The following is a 19000-nucleotide window of genomic DNA, read 5'->3' as shown; positions in this document are numbered from 1 at the left end:
ATTGCCCCTTATTTCTTGGCCTTCTTGTCGGCTGCGTGACCCTTGAACGTACGGGTCAGTGCGAACTCGCCAAGCTTGTGGCCGACCATGTTTTCCGAGATGTACACCGGAACGTGTTGACGGCCGTTGTGAACAGCGATCGTCAGGCCGATGAAATCCGGCAGAATCGTCGAGCGACGCGACCAGGTCTTGATCGGCTTTTTGTCGCGCGAAGCTGCAGCCGCCTCAACTTTCTTCAGCAAATGGGCGTCGCAGAACGGACCTTTTTTAACAGAACGTGCCATTGCCTACTCCTTAACGCTTGTGACGGCGCTGGACGATCATCGTCGTCGTGCGCTTGTTGCTGCGGGTGCGGTAACCCTTAGCCGGCGTACCCCACGGGCTCACCGGGTCGCGACCTGCAGCCGTCTTGCCCTCACCACCACCGTGCGGGTGATCGACCGGGTTCATCGCAACGCCACGCACCGTCGGGCGGATACCGCGCCAGCGGTTCGCGCCAGCCTTGCCGATCTGGCGCAGGCTATGCTCTTCGTTGCCGACTTCACCGATCGTTGCACGGCACTCGATGTGCACGCGGCGGATTTCGCCCGAACGCAGGCGAACCTGCGCGTAGACGCCTTCGCGCGCCAGCAGCATGGCCGACGTGCCAGCCGAACGCGCCATTTGCGCGCCCTTGCCCGGCAGCATCTCGATGCAGTGGATCGTCGTACCGACCGGAATGTTGCGGATCGGCAGCGTGTTGCCTGCACGGATCGGCGCTTCCGAACCCGACATCAGCTGTTGGCCGACGGTCAGGCCCTTCGGGGCGATGATGTAGCGACGCTCGCCGTCTGCGTAGAGCACCAGCGCGATGTTCGCGCTGCGGTTCGGGTCGTACTCGAGACGCTCGACCTTTGCCGGGATGCCATCCTTCGTGCGACGGAAATCGACGATACGATAGTGCTGCTTGTGGCCACCGCCCTTATGGCGCGTGGTGATGCGGCCGTTGTTGTTACGGCCGGCGGTCGAGCTCTGCGAGTCGAGCAGTGCCGCGAACGGCTTGCCCTGGTGCAGGTTCTTGTTGACCACCTTGACCATCGCGCGGCGACCCGGCGAAGTCGGTTTAACTTTAACGATTGCCATGATTACTTGGCCTCCGCTTCAAAGTTGATTTCCTGGCCGGGCTTCAGGCAAACGTACGCCTTCTTCACGTCCTTGCGGCGGCCCATCGAACGGCCAAAGCGCTTCTGCTTGCCCTTCTGAACCAGCACGTTGACGGAGTCAACTTCAACCTTGAACAGCAGCTCGACAGCCGCCTTCACTTCCTGCTTCGTGGCATCCGGCGCGACTTCGAACACGACTTGCTCGTTCTTGTCGGCAACCAGCGTCGCCTTTTCCGAGATCACCGGTGCGAGCAGGACCTGCATCAAACGATGATCGTTCTTGCGAATCTCGCTCATGACAGCAACTCCTCGATCTGGGCGACCGCAGCCTTCGTGACCAGCACTTTCTTGAAGTAGATCAGCGACAGCGGGTCAGCGTAGCGCGGCTCGACAATTGCCACGTGCGGCAGGTTGCGCGAAGCCAGGTACAGGTTTTCGTCAACCGTGTCGGTGATGATCAGCACGGAGTCGAGACCCATGGTCTTGAATTTTTCGGCCAGCAGCTTGGTCTTCGGCGCTTCGAGGATGATGTCCTCGACGACCGACAGACGGCCTTCACGGGCCAGCTGCGAGAAGATCGAGCAGAGACCTGCGCGATGCATCTTCTTGTTGACCTTGTGCGAGAAATTTTCTTCCGGCGAGTTCGGGAAGATACGACCACCGCCACGCCACAGCGGGCTCGACGACATACCGGCACGAGCACGGCCCGTACCTTTCTGGCGCCACGGCTTCTTGGTGGTGTGCTTGACCTGCTCGCGGTCCTTCTGCGCGCGGTTACCCTGGCGAGCATTCGCCTGGTAAGCGACGACGACCTGGTGGATCAGCGCTTCGTTGTAGTCACGACCGAACACGACGTCCGATGCGTTGACCACTGCACCTTCCTGACCATTTTCGTTCAGGAGCTTGAGTTCCATTATTTCGCCCCCTTGGTCTTGACGGCCGGCGTGACAAAAACCTTGCCACCCTTCGCGCCCGGAATCGCACCCTTGACGAGCAGCAGCTTGCGCTCTGCGTCGATACGAGCGATTTCGAGGTTCTGCACCGTCACGGTCACGTCACCCATGTGACCCGTCATGCGTTTACCCGGGAACACGCGACCCGGATCCTGCGCCATACCGATCGAGCCCGGCACGTTGTGCGAGCGCGAGTTACCGTGCGTGGCACGGCCGGAGGAGAAGTTGTAACGCTTGATCGTACCGGCGTAGCCCTTACCGATCGACACGCCTTGCACGTCGACCTTCTGGCCCACTTCGAAAAGATCTGCACCGACCACGGCGCCATTCGACAGCTCGGCTGCCTTGGCCGCGTCAATGCGGAATTCCTTGAGGATTTCACCGGCTTCGACACCGGCTTTGGCGAGATGACCTGCCAGCGGCTTCGTCACGCGCGAGGCGCGGCGGGAGCCGAATGCAACCTGCACGGCCGTGTAGCCGTCGGTTTCAACAGTCTTGATCTGCGTCACGCGGTTGTCCGACACGTCCAGCACGGTGACGGGAATCGAATCCCCTTCAGCCGTGAAGATACGGGTCATGCCAACCTTGCGACCTACGAGTCCAAGGCTCATCATTTTCTCCATTCCCGACTGCGATTGGTCGGGGCTGATTTACAAAATGCCGGGCACGCAAGGCCCAACTTTTTTACGCGAATACGCGAAAAGCCAAACAGTATAGCCCGACCCCTCGATTTCCGCAAGCAATACAAAGACTTAGCACCGCCCGGCAAGCCGTTCGGTGCTGGAAGCCTTACTGCAGCTTGATTTCCACGTCGACGCCAGCCGGCAGATCGAGCTTCATCAGCGCGTCAACCGTCTTGTCGGTCGGATCGACGATGTCCATCAGGCGCTGGTGGGTGCGGATTTCGAGCTGATCGCGCGACGTCTTGTTGACGTGCGGCGAACGCAGGATGTCAAAACGCTGAATGCGCGTCGGCAGCGGCACCGGACCACGGACGATTGCGCCAGTCCGCTTCGCGGTATCGACGATCTCGGCAGCCGATTGATCGATCAGACGATAGTCGAAAGCCTTCAGGCGAATGCGGATTTTCTGTTGCTGCATGACGATTCCTTGAAAAGAGCGAGGCGATGTTGCATCGCCGGACACTAAAAGAACGTGAAACATGACGCCTGCGGGGAGCGAGACATCAGGTTCCGGACAGTACTTCCACTGCTAAGCCCGCGATTCTACACGAAATTCTGGAGCGGTGGTGCGGGTTTCTCGGCCCATGCAACGAAGCACCGGAAAAACAAAACCGGGTGCCAGCGCAAGCTGGACACCCGGTTTCGACGGTACAACCGCATACCGTGGAATCGCGGACCCCGTCGGGATCCGCGGATCGTCGATATTACTCGATGATCTTGGCGACGACGCCGGCGCCGACGGTACGGCCGCCTTCGCGGATTGCGAAGCGCAGACCTTCTTCCATCGCGATCGGAGCGATCAGCTTCACCGTGATCGACACGTTGTCGCCCGGCATCACCATTTCCTTGTCCTTCGGCAGCTCGATCGAGCCCGTCACGTCCGTCGTACGGAAGTAGAACTGCGGACGGTAGTTGTTGAAGAACGGCGTGTGACGGCCGCCTTCGTCCTTGCTCAGCACGTACACTTCAGCCGTGAAGTGCGTGTGCGGCGTGATCGAACCCGGCTTCGCCAGAACCTGGCCACGCTCCACGTCTTCACGCTTCGTGCCGCGCAGCAGGATACCAACGTTGTCGCCTGCCTGACCTTGGTCCAGCAGCTTGCGGAACATTTCAACGCCCGTGCAGGTCGTCTTCACCGTCGGCTTGATACCGACGATTTCGATTTCTTCGCCGACCTTCACGATGCCGCGCTCGACACGACCCGTCACCACCGTACCACGGCCCGAGATCGAGAACACGTCTTCCACCGGCATCAGGAACGCGCCGTCAACTGCACGCTCCGGCGTCGGGATGTACGTGTCCAGCGCGTCGGCCGTGCTCATGATCGCCACTTCGCCCAGCTCGCCCGTGTCGCCTTCCAGCGCCAGCTTCGCCGAACCCTTCACGATCGGCGTGTCGTCGCCCGGGAAGTCGTACTTCGACAGGAGTTCGCGAACTTCCATCTCGACCAGCTCGAGCAGTTCAGCGTCGTCCACCATGTCGCACTTGTTCAGGAACACGATGATGTACGGAACGCCAACCTGACGCGCCAGCAGGATGTGCTCACGCGTTTGCGGCATCGGGCCGTCTGCTGCCGAGCAAACCAGGATCGCGCCGTCCATCTGTGCCGCGCCCGTGATCATGTTCTTCACATAGTCAGCGTGGCCCGGGCAGTCGACGTGTGCGTAGTGGCGGTTAGCCGTTTCGTACTCGACGTGTGCCGTGTTGATCGTGATGCCGCGCGCCTTTTCTTCCGGTGCCGCGTCGATCTGGTCGTATGCCTTCGCTTCGCCGCCGAACTTCTTCGTCAGAACCGTCGTGATCGCTGCCGTCAGCGTCGTCTTGCCGTGGTCAACGTGACCAATCGTACCAACGTTCACGTGCGGCTTGGTCCGCTCAAACTTTTCCTTTGCCATGATTCTCTTCTTTCAAAAAATAATCGGTTGATAGCTTCAGATTTACTTCGACTTCGCGCTGATGATCGCGTCGGCAACGTTGCGCGGAGCTTCAGCGTAGTGCTTGAACTCCATCGTGTACGTTGCACGACCTTGCGTCAGCGAGCGCAGCGACGTCGAATAACCGAACATTTCCGACAGCGGCACTTCGGCGCGCACGATCTTGCCGCCGCCAACCATGTCTTCCATGCCCTGGACGATACCGCGACGGCCCGACAGGTCGCCCATCACGTTGCCCATGTAGTCTTCCGGCGTCTCGACTTCGACAGCCATCATCGGCTCGAGCACGACCGGGTTCGCCTTGCGCATCGCTTCCTTGAACGCCATCGAACCGGCCATCCGGAACGCGTTTTCGTTCGAGTCAACGTCGTGGTACGAACCGAACGTCAGGTGAACCTTCACGTCGACGACCGGGAAGCCTGCCAGCACGCCCGACTTCAGCGTGTCCTGGATACCCTTGTCGACCGCCGGGATGTATTCACGCGGAATCACACCACCCTTGATCTCGTCGAAGAACTCGTAGCCCTTGCCCTGTTCGTTCGGCTCGAGCGTGATGACCGCGTGACCGTACTGGCCGCGACCACCCGACTGCTTGACGAACTTGCCGTCGACATCCTTCGCCGTCGAACGGATCGTTTCGCGGTAGGCAACCTGCGGCTTGCCGACGGTTGCTTCCACGCCGAATTCACGCTTCATCCGGTCGACCAGAATTTCGAGGTGGAGCTCGCCCATGCCCGAAATGATGGTCTGGCCCGACTCTTCGTCGGTCTGCACGCGGAACGACGGATCTTCCTGCGCCAGGCGGTTCAGCGCGAGGCCCATCTTTTCCTGGTCAGCCTTGGTCTTCGGCTCGACAGCCTGCGAAATCACCGGCTCCGGGAACACCATGCGCTCGAGAATGATCGGGTTCGCCGGATCGCACAGCGTGTCGCCCGTGGTCGCTTCCTTCAGGCCGACCGCAGCAGCGATGTCGCCTGCGCGCACTTCCTTGATTTCTTCGCGCTGGTTCGCGTGCATCTGCAGAATACGACCCAGACGTTCCTTCTTGTCCTTCGTCGAGTTCAGCAGCGTATCGCCCGAATTCACCACGCCCGAGTACACACGGAAGAAGATCAACTGGCCGACGAACGGGTCGGTCATGATCTTGAACGCGAGCGCCGAGAACTTCTCGTCGTCCGCCGCACGGCGCTCTGCGGAATCGCCGTTTTCGAGTTCGCCCTTGACCGGCGGGATGTCGACCGGCGACGGCAGGAAATCGATCACGGCGTCGAGCATGCGCTGCACGCCCTTGTTCTTGAACGCGGTACCGCACAGCATCGGCTGGATTTCGCACGCGATCGTACGGTCGCGCAGCGCCTTGACGATGTCGGCTTCCGGCAGATCGCCTTCTTCCAGGTACTTGTTCATCAGGTCTTCGTTGGCTTCAGCAGCCGCCTCGACCATCTTTTCGCGCCATTCCTTGCAGGTCTCGGCGAGTTCGGCCGGGATGTCGACGTAGTCGAACTTCGTGCCTTGCGACGCTTCGTCCCAAATGATTGCCTTCATCTTGATCAGGTCGACCACGCCCTTGAAGTTTTCTTCCGAGCCGATCGGCACCACGACCGGAACCGGGTTCGCCTTCAGGCGCAGACGGAGCTGGTCGTAGACCTTGAAGAAGTTCGCGCCGGTACGGTCCATCTTGTTGACGAACGCGAGACGCGGCACCTTGTACTTGTTCGCCTGGCGCCACACCGTTTCCGACTGCGGCTGCACGCCGCCCACTGCGCAGTACACCATGCAAGCGCCGTCGAGCACGCGCATCGAGCGCTCCACTTCGATCGTGAAGTCGACGTGGCCCGGGGTGTCGATGATGTTGATGCGGTGTTCCGGATAGTTGCCGCCCATGCCCTTCCAGAAGGCCGTGGTAGCAGCGGACGTGATCGTGATGCCACGCTCCTGTTCCTGCTCCATCCAGTCCATCGTGGCTGCGCCGTCGTGAACTTCACCGATCTTGTGGTTCACACCGGTGTAAAACAGAATGCGCTCGGTCGTCGTCGTCTTGCCGGCGTCGATGTGAGCGCTAATACCGATATTGCGGTAGCGCTCGATAGGAGTCTTGCGAGCCACTTTGATCCTCTACTGGGATGGCATGATGCAGCCCTGCTGCATCATGCTTCAACACAAACGGGCGAGGCGCCTGAAAAGCGCACCCGCCCGGAATTTATTTCCGCTAACAGCCCAGCCAGGCGCTTAGAAACGGAAATGCGAGAACGCGCGGTTGGCTTCTGCCATGCGGTGAACTTCATCGCGCTTCTTCATCGCGCCGCCACGGCCTTCGGCCGCTTCGGAGAGTTCACCTGCCAGACGCAGGGCCATCGACTTCTCGCTGCGCTTCTTCGCAGCCTCGCGCAGCCAGCGCATCGCCAATGCCATACGACGCGACGGGCGCACTTCGACCGGAACTTGATAGTTGGCACCACCAACGCGACGGCTCTTCACTTCGACCACCGGCTTCACGTTGTTGAGCGCAACCGTGAACACTTCCAGCGGGTCCTTGCCACCCTTGGTCTGGATCTGTTCGAATGCGCCATAAACGATGCGCTCTGCGACCGACTTCTTGCCGGACAGCATCAGCATGTTCATGAACTTGGCTACATCAACGTTGCCGAACTTCGGATCCGGCAACACTTCCCGCTTGGGGACTTCGCGACGACGCGGCATGATTCTTCCTTTACTTGTTCAGTTGGAGCTGCATCCAGCTCCGCGGCCACCAACAAACCCGATCACATCTTCACGACTAACCAGCTTGGCCGGGTGACCACTTACTCGACAGCACCGGCAATCCGGCACTCCCGCCTTGACCGCCCAGAGGCGATCCCTGATCAAAAACTGCTTACTTGGCAGCCTTTGCACGCTTCGCGCCGTACTTCGAGCGCGCTTGCTTACGGTCCTTGACGCCCTGGGTATCCAGCGAGCCGCGAACCATGTGGTAACGCACACCCGGCAAGTCCTTCACACGGCCGCCGCGGATCAGCACAACCGAGTGTTCCTGCAGGTTGTGGCCTTCACCGCCGATGTACGAAATCACTTCGAAGCCGTTCGTCAGACGAACCTTGGCAACCTTACGGAGTGCCGAGTTAGGCTTCTTCGGCGTCGTCGTGTACACACGGGTGCACACGCCGCGACGCTGGGGGCAGTCCTGCAGGGCCGGGCTCTTGCTCTTCGTCGTTTCCGACTGACGGCCTTTGCGAACCAGTTGGTTGATGGTTGGCATTGTTTATTCCTGAAATTGAACAAAATCTGCACATCGATTTCGGGCAAAGCGAAAATCGGCGCACAGTTGACTTCCGAACCGGCGAAACGGACGCGAACCTTCGAACGCGACTCGGCCCACCGAATACCGGAACCAAACATGATATTCCGGAAATACCAACTAAGTCAACGGCTTGCGTGATTCGCCGGCCGGCCGCGCGGTTTACCGGAAGGGTCGGAACACCTGTGTCAGGCCGATTCGACGACGTCGATGATCTCGTCGCCGAAGCGCTCGAGCTTGCGCACGCCCATGCCGGGGATATGGCGCAGGTCGTCGATCGTCTCCGGCGCGTTGCGCGCGATTTCGGCGAGCGTCGCGTCGTGGAAGATCACGTAGGCCGGCACGCCGTCCGTCTTCGCGGTTTCCGCGCGCCACGCGCGCAGTGCATCCCACCGTGCGCGCTCGCGCGTGCCCATGCCGGCCGTCGGATCGACGCGCGTGCCGCTGCGGCTCGACGACTGGCGCGTGCGCTGCGGCTTCACGTAGCGGCGCAGCGTGACCTTCTCCTCGTTCTTCAGCACGGGCTTCGCGGCCTCGGTCAGCATCAGCGCGCCGAAGCCGCCATGATCGACCGCCAGGTAGCCGTACGCGACGAGCTGCCGGAAAATCGCGCGCCACTCGGGCTCGGATAGCGACGCACCGATCCCGAACGTGCTGAGCTGGTCATGCCCGCGCTGCAACACCTTCTCGGTGCGCCCGCCGCGCAGGATTTCGATCAGATGGCTCGAACCGAAGTTGAAGCCGCTCGAACGCTGCGCGCGGAACACGCACGACAGCGCCATCTGCGCCTCGCGCGTCGCATCCCACGAATCGGGCGGCTCGAGGCACGTGTCGCAGTTGCCGCACGGCTGGCTCGCCTCGCCGAAGTAGTTCAGCAGCCGCACGCGGCGGCACGAGATCGTCTCGCACAGCCCGAGCAGCGCGTCGAGCTTCGACGTCTGCACGCGCTTGTGCGCGTCGTCCGCGTCGGACTCGTCGATCATCTTGCGCTGCTGGACGACGTCGCCGAGGCCGTACGCCATCCACGCATTCGCGGGCATCCCGTCGCGGCCCGCGCGACCGGTTTCCTGGTAATAGCCCTCGACGCTCTTCGGCAGATCCAGGTGCGCGACGAAGCGCACGTCGGGCTTGTCGATGCCCATGCCGAACGCGATCGTCGCGCACATCACGATGCCCTCCTCGCGCTGGAACATTTCCTGGTGCTTCTGCCGCACCTCGAACTCCATTCCGGCGTGATACGGCAGCGCGCGCACGCCCTGCGCCTTCAGCCACTCGGCTGTTTCCTCGACCTTGCGGCGCGACAGGCAATAGACGACGCCTGCGTCAGTCGTGCCGTCGGCATTCGTGTGTTCGGCGCGGATGAAGTCGAGCAATTGCGAACGCGCGTTGTCCTTTTCGACGATCCGGTAGCGGATGTTCGGGCGATCGAAGCTCGATATGAACACGCGCGCGTCGTCGAGCGCGAGGCGATGGATGATCTCGTCGCGCGTGATCGCGTCGGCCGTGGCGGTCAGCGCGATGCGGGGCACCGACGGAAACCGCTCGTGCAGCACCGACAACTGAATGTATTCCGGACGGAAATCGTGCCCCCATTGCGACACGCAGTGCGCTTCGTCGATCGCGAACAGGCCGATCTTCGCGCGCTCGAGCAACTCGAGGAAACGCCCCGTCATCAGCCGTTCAGGCGCGACATACAGCAGGTCGATCTCGCCCTCGCGCAGCGCGCGCTCGGTCGCCGCGGCTTCGGCGCCCGACAGCGTCGAATTCAGGTAGGCCGCGCGCACGCCGACTTCGCGCAGCGCGGCGACCTGGTCCTGCATCAGCGCGATCAGCGGCGACACGACGATGCCGGCGCCCTGCCCGGTCTCGCGGCGCAGCAGCGCCGGGATCTGGTAGCACAGCGACTTGCCGCCGCCGGTCGGCATCAGCACGAGGCAATCGCCGCCGCCGGCGACGTGCTCGACGATCTCGCCCTGCTGGCCGCGAAATGCGGAATAACCAAAGACTTCGTCGAGAATTTCGAGGGCGCGGGACATGAGTGAGAACGAGGACGGCGGAAGGATGACCGCAATTTTAACAACCCGCTCGCGCGACGCGTGGCGAATCGTGCAACGTTGGCCGATCGGACAGGGTTCGTTCGCGCGCATGACGGGCCTGCGGAGGCCGTACCGCAAGCGATCGCGATGCCTGCGACAGCACCTGCAGCCATGTGGAGCGCCGCTCGCAGGCAGCCGGTGCCGGCGATGCGCAAGCGCGTCATGCGCGTGAACGACGGATAAAAAAAACCGCCCGGCAAAACCGGGCGGTTTCGATGACAGCGAGGCGAGGCGGCTCGCGCCGCCCGCGCTTATTCGGCTGCCGGGTGCTGTTGCGGCTCTTCCGCAGCAGGCGTGCTCGGCGTGCCGAAATCGAACGCCTCTTCTGCTGCGATCTGGTCGAAACGCTCGCGATCCGACGATTCCTTCGCCTTGCGTGCCTTGTGGAACGCGAGCCCCGTACCGGCCGGAATCAGACGGCCGACGATCACGTTTTCCTTCAGGCCGCGCAGATCGTCGCGCTTGCCCATGATCGCCGCTTCGGTCAGCACGCGGGTCGTTTCCTGGAACGATGCCGCGGAGATGAACGAGTCGGTCGACAGCGACGCCTTCGTGATACCGAGCAGCACGTTGTCGTACGAAGCCGGACGCTTGTCCTCGGCGATCATGCGATCGTTCTCGTCCAGCATGTCGGAACGTTCGACCTGTTCGCCCGGGATGAAGCGCGTATCGCCGTTGTCGGTGATCTGCACACGACGCAGCATCTGGCGAACGATCACCTCGATGTGCTTGTCGTTGATCTTCACGCCCTGCAGACGATACACGTCCTGCACTTCGTCGACGATGTAGCGCGACAGCGCCTCGATACCCTGCAGACGCAGGATGTCGTGCGGATCGGCCGGACCGTCCACGATCATTTCGCCCTTGTTGACGACCTGAGCATCGTGGACCAGCACCTGCTTTTCCTTCGCGATCAGGAACTCGTGCTGGTTGCCCTCGAGATCCGTGATGACGAGACGCTGCTTGCCCTTCGTGTCCTTACCGAACGACGTCGTACCGGTGACTTCCGCGAGAATGCCGGCATCCTTCGGCGAACGCGCTTCGAACAGTTCCGCCACCCGCGGCAGACCGCCGGTAATGTCACGCGTCTTCTGCGCTTCGGTCGGGATACGTGCGAGCACTTCACCGACCTGCACCTGCTGGCCATCCTTCACGGTAATCAGTGCGCCGACCTGGAAGCCGATCTGCACTGCGTGTTCCGTGCCCGGAATCTTCACTTCTTCGCCGTTCGCGTCGAGCAGCTTCACCTGCGGACGCACGCTCTTCGAAGCCTGCGAACCGCGACGCTTCACGTCGATCACGACCAGCGTCGACAGGCCGGTCACGTCGTCGATCTGCTTCGCGACCGTCACGCCTTCCTCGACGTTCTCGAACTTCACCGTACCACCGTACTCGGTGATGATCGGACGCGTCAGCGGATCCCACGTGGCGAGCTGCGTGCCTGCCTTGATGGTCGCGCCGTCGAGCTGCAGCAGCGTCGCACCGTACGGCACTTTGTGACGCTCGCGCTCGCGACCGAAGTCGTCGGTGATCATCGCTTCGCCCGAACGGGAAATGACGATCTGCTCGCCCTTCGCGTTCGTGACGTAGCGCATCGTCGCCGTGAAGCGCACGATACCGTTGCTCTTCGCTTCGACCGACGAGGCCACTGCCGCACGCGATGCCGCACCACCGATGTGGAACGTACGCATCGTCAGCTGCGTGCCCGGTTCACCGATCGACTGTGCCGCGATCACGCCGACTGCTTCGCCGACGTTCACGAGCGAGCCGCGGCCGAGGTCACGGCCGTAGCAGGCCGCGCACAGACCGTAACGCGTTTCGCAGGTCAGCGGCGTGCGCACGCGCACTTCGTCGATGCCGAGGCGTTCGATTTCCTCGACCGCCGTTTCGTCGAGCAGCGTGCCCGATTCGTACAGCGTTTCCTGCGTTTCCGGGTTCACGACGTCCGCGACCGCGACGCGGCCGAGGATACGGTCGCGCAGTGCTTCGACGACTTCACCGCCTTCGACCAGCGCCTTCATCGCGACGCCGTTCGACGTGCCGCAATCGTCTTCCACCACGACCAGATCCTGCGTGACGTCAACCAGACGACGCGTCAGGTAACCCGAGTTCGCGGTCTTCAGTGCCGTATCAGCCAGACCCTTACGTGCACCGTGGGTCGAGATGAAGTACTGCAACACGTTCAGGCCTTCGCGGAAGTTCGCGGTAATCGGCGTCTCGATAATCGAGCCGTCCGGCTTCGCCATCAGGCCACGCATACCGGCCAGCTGACGAATCTGCACCGCCGAACCCCGGGCGCCCGAGTCGGCCATCATGTAGATCGAGTTGAACGACTCCTGGCGCGTCTCGTTGCCGTCGCGGTCCGTCACCGGCTCCGTCGACAGCTGCTCCATCATCGCCTTGCCGACCGCTTCCGACGTCGCCGACCAGATGTCGACCACGTTGTTGTAGCGTTCCTGCGCGGTGACGAGACCCGACATGTACTGGCGGTCGTATTCCTTCACCTTCTTCGCGGCGTCGCCGACGATCGTTTCCTTCTGCGGCGGCACGAGCATGTCGTCCACGCAGATCGAAATGCCGGCGCGCGTCGCGAGACGGAAACCCGACTGCATCAGCTGGTCGGCGAACACCACCGTCGCGCGCAGACCGCACTTGCGGAACGCCGTGTTGATCAGGCGCGAGATTTCCTTCTTCTTCAGCGGCTTGTTCAGCACCGAGAACGGCAGGCCGTGCGGCAGGATCTCCGACAGGATCGCGCGACCGACGGTCGTCGCGTACAGCGAGATCTTCGGCACGAATGCCGGTGCGCCTTCCGACTTGTCTTCGTTGTGGACCATTTCGGTGATCCGCACGTTGACGCGCGATGCCAGCTCGACTTCCTTGTTCTCGTACGCGCGGATCACTTCCGACACGCCCGTGAACGACAGGCCTTCGCCCTTGCCGTTGATCGCTTCGCGGGTCGCGTAGTACAGACCCAGCACGATATCCTGCGACGGCACGATCGACGGATCGCCGTTGGCCGGGAACAGCACGTTGTTCGACGCCAGCATCAGCGTACGCGCTTCCATCTGCGCTTCGAGCGACAGCGGCACGTGGACGGCCATCTGGTCACCGTCGAAGTCGGCGTTGAACGCCGCGCAGACGAGCGGGTGCAGCTGGATCGCCTTGCCTTCGATCAGCACGGGCTCGAACGCCTGGATACCGAGACGGTGCAGCGTCGGCGCACGGTTCAGCATCACCGGGTGCTCGCGGATCACCTCTTCGAGGATGTCCCACACCACCGGCGTCTGGTTCTCGACTTCCTTCTTCGCAGCCTTGATGGTCGTCGCGACGCCCATCACTTCCAGCTTGTTGAAGATGAACGGCTTGAACAGCTCGAGCGCCATCAGCTTCGGCAGACCGCACTGATGCAGCTTCAGCGTCGGGCCGACCACGATGACCGAACGGCCCGAGTAGTCGACGCGCTTGCCCAGCAGGTTCTGACGGAAACGACCGCCCTTGCCCTTGATCATGTCGGCGAGCGACTTCAGCGGACGCTTGTTCGCGCCCGTCATCGCCTTGCCGCGACGACCGTTGTCGAGCAGCGAGTCGACGGCTTCCTGCAGCATCCGCTTTTCGTTGCGGACGATGATTTCAGGTGCCTTCAGCTCGAGCAGACGCTTCAACCGGTTGTTACGGTTGATCACGCGGCGATACAGGTCGTTCAGGTCCGACGTCGCGAAACGGCCGCCGTCCAGCGGCACGAGCGGACGCAGTTCCGGCGGCAGCACCGGCAGCACTTCGAGGATCATCCACTCGGGCTTGATGCCCGAGCGCTGGAATGCCTCGAGGACCTTCAGGCGCTTCGCGTACTTCTTGATCTTCGCTTCCGAGCCGGTGTTCTTCAGCTCGGTGCGCAGCGTCTCGACCTGCTCGTCGATGTTGATCGCGCGCAGCAGTTCACGCACGCCTTCCGCGCCCATCTCGGCACGGAATTCGTCGCCGTATTCCTCGACCTTGTTGTAGTAATCCTCTTCGGTCATGATCTGCCGCGCCTTCAGCGGCGTCATGCCCGGTTCGATCACCACGTACGCTTCGAAGTACAGCACGCGTTCGATGTCGCGCAGCGTCATGTCGAGCACCATGCCCAGACGCGACGGCAGCGACTTCAGGAACCAGATGTGCGCGACCGGCGAGGCCAGTTCGATGTGGCCCATGCGCTCGCGGCGCACCTTCGCCAGCGTCACTTCGACGCCGCACTTCTCGCAGATCACACCGCGATGCTTCAGACGCTTGTACTTGCCGCACAGGCACTCGTAGTCCTTGATCGGCCCGAAGATCTTCGCGCAGAAGAGACCATCGCGTTCCGGCTTGAACGTACGGTAGTTGATGGTCTCCGGCTTCTTCACTTCGCCGAACGACCACGAACGGATCTTGTCAGGCGAAGCCAGACCGATCTTGATCGCGTCGAAAACTTCTTCCTGTTGGACTTGCTTGAATAGATCGAGCAGAGCTTTCATTGCTTTCTCTCCGTAGTCCGATTAATTGCGGTCGAGATCGATATCGATACCGAGCGAGCGGATTTCCTTCACGAGCACGTTGAAGGATTCCGGCATGCCTGCATCGATCACGTGATCGCCCTTGACCAGGTTTTCGTACACCTTCGTCCGGCCGGTCACGTCGTCCGACTTCACCGTCAGCATTTCCTGCAGCACGTAGGACGCGCCGTACGCTTCGAGTGCCCACACTTCCATTTCACCGAAACGCTGGCCACCGAACTGCGCCTTACCACCCAGCGGCTGCTGCGTGACGAGCGAGTACGGACCGGTCGAACGCGCGTGCATCTTGTCGTCGACCAAGTGGTGCAGCTTCAGGTAGTGCATGTAGCCAAGCGTCACGCGACGTTCGAACATTTCACCCGTGCGGCCATCGTACAGACGGACCTGGTTCTTCGACGGGTTCATGCCGAGCTGTTCCGCGATGTCGTCCGGGAACGCGAGGTCGAGCATCTTGCCCATTTCTTCCTCGGTCGCACCGTCGAACACCGGCGTTGCGAACGGCACGCCTTCGCGCAGGTTCTTCGCGAGTTCGAGGATCTCGTCGTCGGTGAAGCTTTCCAGATCTTCCTGGCGGCCCGACTCGTTGTAGATCTTCGTCAGGAACACGCGCAGTTCCTCGATCTTCGCCTGACGCTGCAGCATTTCGCCGATACGCCAGCCGAGGCCCTTCGCGGCCCAGCCGAGGTGCACTTCCAGAACCTGACCCACGTTCATCCGCGACGGCACGCCGAGCGGGTTCAGCACGACGTCTGCCGGACGGCCGTCGGCCATGTACGGCATGTCTTCGATCGGGACGATCTTCGACACCACACCCTTGTTACCGTGACGGCCTGCCATCTTGTCGCCAGGCTGCAGACGGCGCTTCACCGCGAGGTACACCTTGACCATCTTCAGCACGCCCGGCGGCAGTTCGTCGCCTTGCGTGAGCTTCTTGCGCTTCTCTTCGAACGCGAGGTCGAACTGGTGACGCTTTTCCTCGATCGAGTTCTTGATCGCTTCGAGCTGCGCCGCTGCTTCGTCGTCCGCCAGGCGGATGTCGAACCAGTGGTAGTGGTCGAGGTCTTCCAGGTAAGCCTGGTCGATCTTCGTGCCCTTCGCGAGCTTCTTCGGACCGCCGTTCGCGACCTTGCCCACGAGCATGCGCGCGAGACGCTGGAACGCGTCGCCTTCCACGATGCGGAGCTGGTCGTTCAGGTCGAGACGGTAGCGCTTCAGTTCGTCGTCGATGATCTGTTGCGCACGCTTGTCGCGCTGGATGCCTTCACGCGTGAACACCTGGACGTCGATCACGGTACCGCTCATGCCCGACGGCACGCGCAGCGACGTGTCCTTCACGTCCGAGGCCTTCTCGCCGAAGATCGCGCGCAGCAGCTTCTCTTCCGGCGTCAGCTGGGTCTCGCCCTTCGGCGTGACCTTGCCGACCAGCACGTCGCCCGCTTCGACTTCAGCACCGATGTACACGATGCCCGATTCGTCGAGACGGCCGAGCTGGACTTCCGCCAGGTTCGAGATGTCGCGCGTGATTTCTTCCGGCCCGAGCTTCGTGTCGCGTGCAACGACGTTCAGCTCTTCGATGTGGATCGACGTGTAGCGATCGTCGGCCACGACCTTCTCCGAGATCAGGATCGAATCCTCGAAGTTGTAGCCGTTCCACGGCATGAACGCGATCAGCATGTTCTGGCCGAGCGCGAGCTCGCCCAGGTCCGTCGAGGCGCCGTCGGCCAGCACGTCGCCGCGCGAGACCTTGTCGCCCATCTTCACGATCGGACGCTGGTTGATGTTCGTGTTCTGGTTCGAACGCGTGTACTTGATCAGGTTGTAGATGTCGACACCGACTTCACCCGCGACCGCTTCTTCGTCGTTCACACGAATCACGATACGGCCTGCATCGACATAGTCGACGACGCCGCCGCGGAACGCCTGAACCGTCGTGCCCGAGTCGACCGCGCAGGTGCGCTCGATGCCCGTACCGACGACCGGCTTTTCCGGACGCAGACACGGCACGGCCTGACGCTGCATGTTCGAGCCCATCAGTGCACGGTTCGCATCGTCGTGCTCGAGGAACGGGATCAGCGAGGCTGCGACCGACACGATCTGCGACGGTGCAACGTCCATGTACTGGATACGGTCCGGCGTGACCATCATCGTTTCGCCGGCTTCACGCGACGACACGAGTTCGTCGATCAGCGTGCCGTTCTCGTCGATCGCGGCGTTCGCCTGCGCGATCATGTAGCGGCCTTCCTCGATCGCCGACAGGTAGTCGATCTGGTCGGTCACCTTGCTGTCCACGACCTTGCGGTACGGCGTCTCGAGGAAGCCGTACTCGTTCAGGTGCGCGTACAGTGCGAGCGAGTTGATCAGGCCGATGTTCGGACCTTCCGGCGTTTCGATCGGACACACGCGGCCGTAGTGGGTCGGGTGCACGTCGCGGACTTCGAAGCCTGCACGCTCGCGCGTCAGACCGCCCGGGCCCAGTGCGGAAACACGGCGCTTGTGCGTGATTTCCGACAGCGGGTTGGTCTGGTCCATGAACTGCGAAAGCTGCGACGAACCGAAGAACTCGCGAATTGCCGACGAAATCGGCTTCGAGTTGATCAGGTCGTGCGGCATCAGGTTTTCGCTTTCGGCCTGGCCGAGGCGTTCCTTGACCGCGCGCTCGACACGCACGAGACCGGCGCGGAACTGGTTTTCCGCCAGTTCGCCGACGCAACGCACGCGGCGGTTGCCGAGGTGGTCGATGTCGTCCACTTCGCCCTTGCCGTTGCGCAGCTCGACGAGGATCTTGATCGTCGCGAGGATGTCGTCGTCCTGCAGCGTCATCGGGCCGGTGATCTCGTCACGGCTGACGCGGCGGTTGAACTTCATGCGGCCGACCTTCGACAGGTCGTACGCTTCTTCGCTGTAGAACAGACGGTTGAACAGTGCCTCGACCGCTTCTTCGGTCGGCGGCTCGCCCGGACGCATCATGCGGTAGATCGCGATGCGCGCGGCCGTCCTGTCGGTCGTTTCGTCGACACGCAGCGTCGACGAGATATACGGACCCTGGTCCAGATCGTTCGTGTAGAGCGTCTGGATGTCCTTGATGCCCGCTTCGCGCAGCTTCTCGAGCACGCTTTCCGTGACTTCGTCGTTCGCGCTCGCGATCACTTCGCCGGTATCGCCGTCGACGACGTTCTTCGCCAGCACGCGGCCGAGCAGATAGTCTTCCGGCACCGAGATGAACTTGGTCTTCGCGGCTTCGAGGTCGCGAATGTGCTTCGCGTTGATCCGCTTGTCCTTCTGGACGATGACCTTGCCATCGCGATCCGTGATGTCGAAACGCGCGACTTCACCACGCAGGCGCTCGGGCACGAACTCGAGTTGCGCGCCTTCGTCCATCAGCGTGAAGTTGTCGAACACGAAGAAGTTCGCGAGGATCTGTTCCGGCGTCAGGCCGATGGCCTTCAGCAGGATCGTGACCGGCATCTTGCGGCGGCGGTCGACGCGGAAGTACAGGATGTCCTTCGGATCGAATTCGAAGTCGAGCCACGAGCCGCGGTACGGAATGATCCGTGCCGAGAACAGCAGCTTGCCCGAGCTGTGCGTCTTGCCCTTGTCGTGTTCGAAGAACACGCCCGGCGAACGGTGCAGCTGCGAGACGATGACACGCTCGGTGCCGTTGATGACGAACGAGCCCGTCGGCGTCATGAGCGGAAGTTCGCCCATGTACACTTCCTGCTCCTTCACTTCCTTGACGACCGGCTTGTTCGGCGATTCCTTGTCGAGGATGACGAGGCGGACCTTCGCGCGCAGCGCGGAGCAGTACGTCAGGCCGCGCTGCTGGCATTCCTTGATGTTGAATGCCGGCGCGGACAGCGCATAGCTCACGAACTCGAGGCGCGCGAAGCCGTTGTGCGAAACAATGGGAAATACCGATGTGAACGCGGCCTGCAAACCTTCAGGCTTGCGTTGCGTCGCGAGCACATCGGCTTGCAGAAACGTGCTGAATGATTCAAGCTGGGTAGCCAGCAAGAAAGGAACTTGGTGAACGATGGGGCGCTTCGCGAAACTCTTGCGAATGCGCTTCTTCTCGGTGAAGGAATATTGCATACGATCTCCGAATCACGGCGGGTGCTATCGAGGCGGAATACCTGGACGTTTCAAACCCGAGTGTTCACCGACTGAGACCCGATGGCCGTCCGACGGCTTGAACGAGCCGAGAAGCTTGGTGGTTGGCCGCTACCAACCGCTGGCTGACGGCAGCGGATGCCTGTGTTGCCCGCTACCCGACCAAACTTGCCTTCTGCAGTCGCTTCAGAAGACAAAGAGAACCGCCAATCGTGACCAATGACAACGATCAGGCGGTTTTCTTTGGCCTCTGGG

13 protein-coding genes are annotated in these 19000 nt (G+C 61.8%); all 13 read right to left on the bottom strand.

Annotation, left to right across the window (positions count from 1 at the left end):
• Positions 1 to 8: 8 nt before the first annotated feature.
• Positions 9 to 284 (bottom strand): 30S ribosomal protein S19, encoded by a 276-nt coding sequence (rpsS, locus tag MRS60_RS01525; RefSeq protein ID WP_004199273.1) that lies wholly within the window; start codon positions 282 to 284, stop codon positions 9 to 11.
• Positions 285 to 294: 10 nt separating this feature from the next.
• Positions 295 to 1122: a 50S ribosomal protein L2 gene (gene rplB / locus MRS60_RS01520; protein ID WP_006482900.1), complete on the bottom strand. Its 828-nt coding sequence runs from the start codon at positions 1120 to 1122 to the stop codon at positions 295 to 297.
• A 2-nt stretch (positions 1123 to 1124) separates the two neighbouring features.
• A complete protein-coding gene (gene rplW / locus MRS60_RS01515) occupies positions 1125 to 1439 on the bottom strand; it encodes a 50S ribosomal protein L23 (RefSeq protein WP_004199275.1) in 315 nt (104 codons plus the stop codon).
• On the bottom strand, positions 1436 to 2056 hold the full coding sequence (gene rplD / locus MRS60_RS01510; RefSeq protein ID WP_011350675.1) for a 50S ribosomal protein L4: 621 nt from the start codon (positions 2054 to 2056) through the stop codon (positions 1436 to 1438). The genes rplW and rplD overlap by 4 nt, the downstream gene beginning before the upstream one ends.
• Complete coding sequence (gene rplC, locus MRS60_RS01505) at positions 2056 to 2706, bottom strand: 50S ribosomal protein L3 (RefSeq protein ID WP_006482922.1); 651 nt, start codon at positions 2704 to 2706, stop codon at positions 2056 to 2058. Before rplC ends, rplD begins: the two co-directional genes overlap by 1 nt.
• A 178-nt stretch (positions 2707 to 2884) precedes the next feature.
• On the bottom strand, positions 2885 to 3196 hold the full coding sequence (rpsJ, locus tag MRS60_RS01500) for a 30S ribosomal protein S10 (protein ID WP_004199280.1): 312 nt from the start codon (positions 3194 to 3196) through the stop codon (positions 2885 to 2887).
• A 286-nt stretch (positions 3197 to 3482) separates the two neighbouring features.
• A complete protein-coding gene (gene tuf / locus MRS60_RS01495) occupies positions 3483 to 4673 on the bottom strand; it encodes an elongation factor Tu (protein ID WP_243565123.1) in 1191 nt (396 codons plus the stop codon).
• Positions 4674 to 4715: 42 nt separating this feature from the next.
• The gene (gene fusA / locus MRS60_RS01490) at positions 4716 to 6818 is read right to left on the bottom strand and encodes an elongation factor G (protein ID WP_072445391.1); all 2103 of its coding nucleotides are present in this window, start codon (positions 6816 to 6818) and stop codon (positions 4716 to 4718) included.
• Positions 6819 to 6941: 123 nt separating this feature from the next.
• Positions 6942 to 7412, bottom strand: coding sequence for a 30S ribosomal protein S7 (rpsG, locus tag MRS60_RS01485; RefSeq protein WP_006477195.1), 471 nt, complete (start codon positions 7410 to 7412; stop codon positions 6942 to 6944).
• Positions 7413 to 7584: 172 nt separating this feature from the next.
• A complete protein-coding gene (gene rpsL / locus MRS60_RS01480) occupies positions 7585 to 7965 on the bottom strand; it encodes a 30S ribosomal protein S12 (protein ID WP_006400662.1) in 381 nt (126 codons plus the stop codon).
• A 227-nt stretch (positions 7966 to 8192) separates the two neighbouring features.
• On the bottom strand, positions 8193 to 10040 hold the full coding sequence (gene recQ, locus MRS60_RS01475) for a DNA helicase RecQ (RefSeq protein WP_034183758.1): 1848 nt from the start codon (positions 10038 to 10040) through the stop codon (positions 8193 to 8195).
• Between the two features lie 311 nt (positions 10041 to 10351).
• Positions 10352 to 14599 carry a DNA-directed RNA polymerase subunit beta' gene (gene rpoC / locus MRS60_RS01470; RefSeq protein ID WP_034183757.1) on the bottom strand — a complete coding sequence of 1416 codons (4248 nt, stop codon included), beginning with the start codon at positions 14597 to 14599 and terminating at the stop codon, positions 10352 to 10354.
• A gap of 21 nt (positions 14600 to 14620) precedes the next feature.
• Entirely contained in the window at positions 14621 to 18727 is a 4107-nt protein-coding gene (gene rpoB, locus MRS60_RS01465) for a DNA-directed RNA polymerase subunit beta (protein WP_034183756.1), read from the bottom strand.
• Positions 18728 to 19000 lie beyond the last annotated feature (273 nt).

The organism is Burkholderia pyrrocinia, from assembly GCF_022809715.1.
Lineage (GTDB): Bacteria > Pseudomonadota > Gammaproteobacteria > Burkholderiales > Burkholderiaceae > Burkholderia > Burkholderia pyrrocinia_C.
This window is presented reverse-complemented; position numbering and strand designations above follow the sequence as displayed.

Bases quoted from the DNA above. Each gene is read 5' to 3' on its own strand.
- rpsL (WP_006400662.1), bottom strand. From the start codon at position 7,965: ATGCCAACCATCAACCAACTGGTTCGCAAAGGCCGTCAGTCGGAAACG.
- rplC (WP_006482922.1), bottom strand. From the start codon at position 2,706: ATGAGCCTTGGACTCGTAGGTCGCAAGGTTGGCATGACCCGTATCTTC.
- rpoB (WP_034183756.1), bottom strand. From the start codon at position 18,727: ATGCAATATTCCTTCACCGAGAAGAAGCGCATTCGCAAGAGTTTCGCG.
- recQ (WP_034183758.1), bottom strand. From the start codon at position 10,040: ATGTCCCGCGCCCTCGAAATTCTCGACGAAGTCTTTGGTTATTCCGCA.
- rpoC (WP_034183757.1), bottom strand. From the start codon at position 14,599: ATGAAAGCTCTGCTCGATCTATTCAAGCAAGTCCAACAGGAAGAAGTT.
- rpsJ (WP_004199280.1), bottom strand. From the start codon at position 3,196: ATGCAGCAACAGAAAATCCGCATTCGCCTGAAGGCTTTCGACTATCGT.
- rplW (WP_004199275.1), bottom strand. From the start codon at position 1,439: ATGAGCGAGATTCGCAAGAACGATCATCGTTTGATGCAGGTCCTGCTC.
- tuf (WP_243565123.1), bottom strand. From the start codon at position 4,673: ATGGCAAAGGAAAAGTTTGAGCGGACCAAGCCGCACGTGAACGTTGGT.
- rpsG (WP_006477195.1), bottom strand. From the start codon at position 7,412: ATGCCGCGTCGTCGCGAAGTCCCCAAGCGGGAAGTGTTGCCGGATCCG.
- rplD (WP_011350675.1), bottom strand. From the start codon at position 2,056: ATGGAACTCAAGCTCCTGAACGAAAATGGTCAGGAAGGTGCAGTGGTC.
- rplB (WP_006482900.1), bottom strand. From the start codon at position 1,122: ATGGCAATCGTTAAAGTTAAACCGACTTCGCCGGGTCGCCGCGCGATG.
- rpsS (WP_004199273.1), bottom strand. From the start codon at position 284: ATGGCACGTTCTGTTAAAAAAGGTCCGTTCTGCGACGCCCATTTGCTG.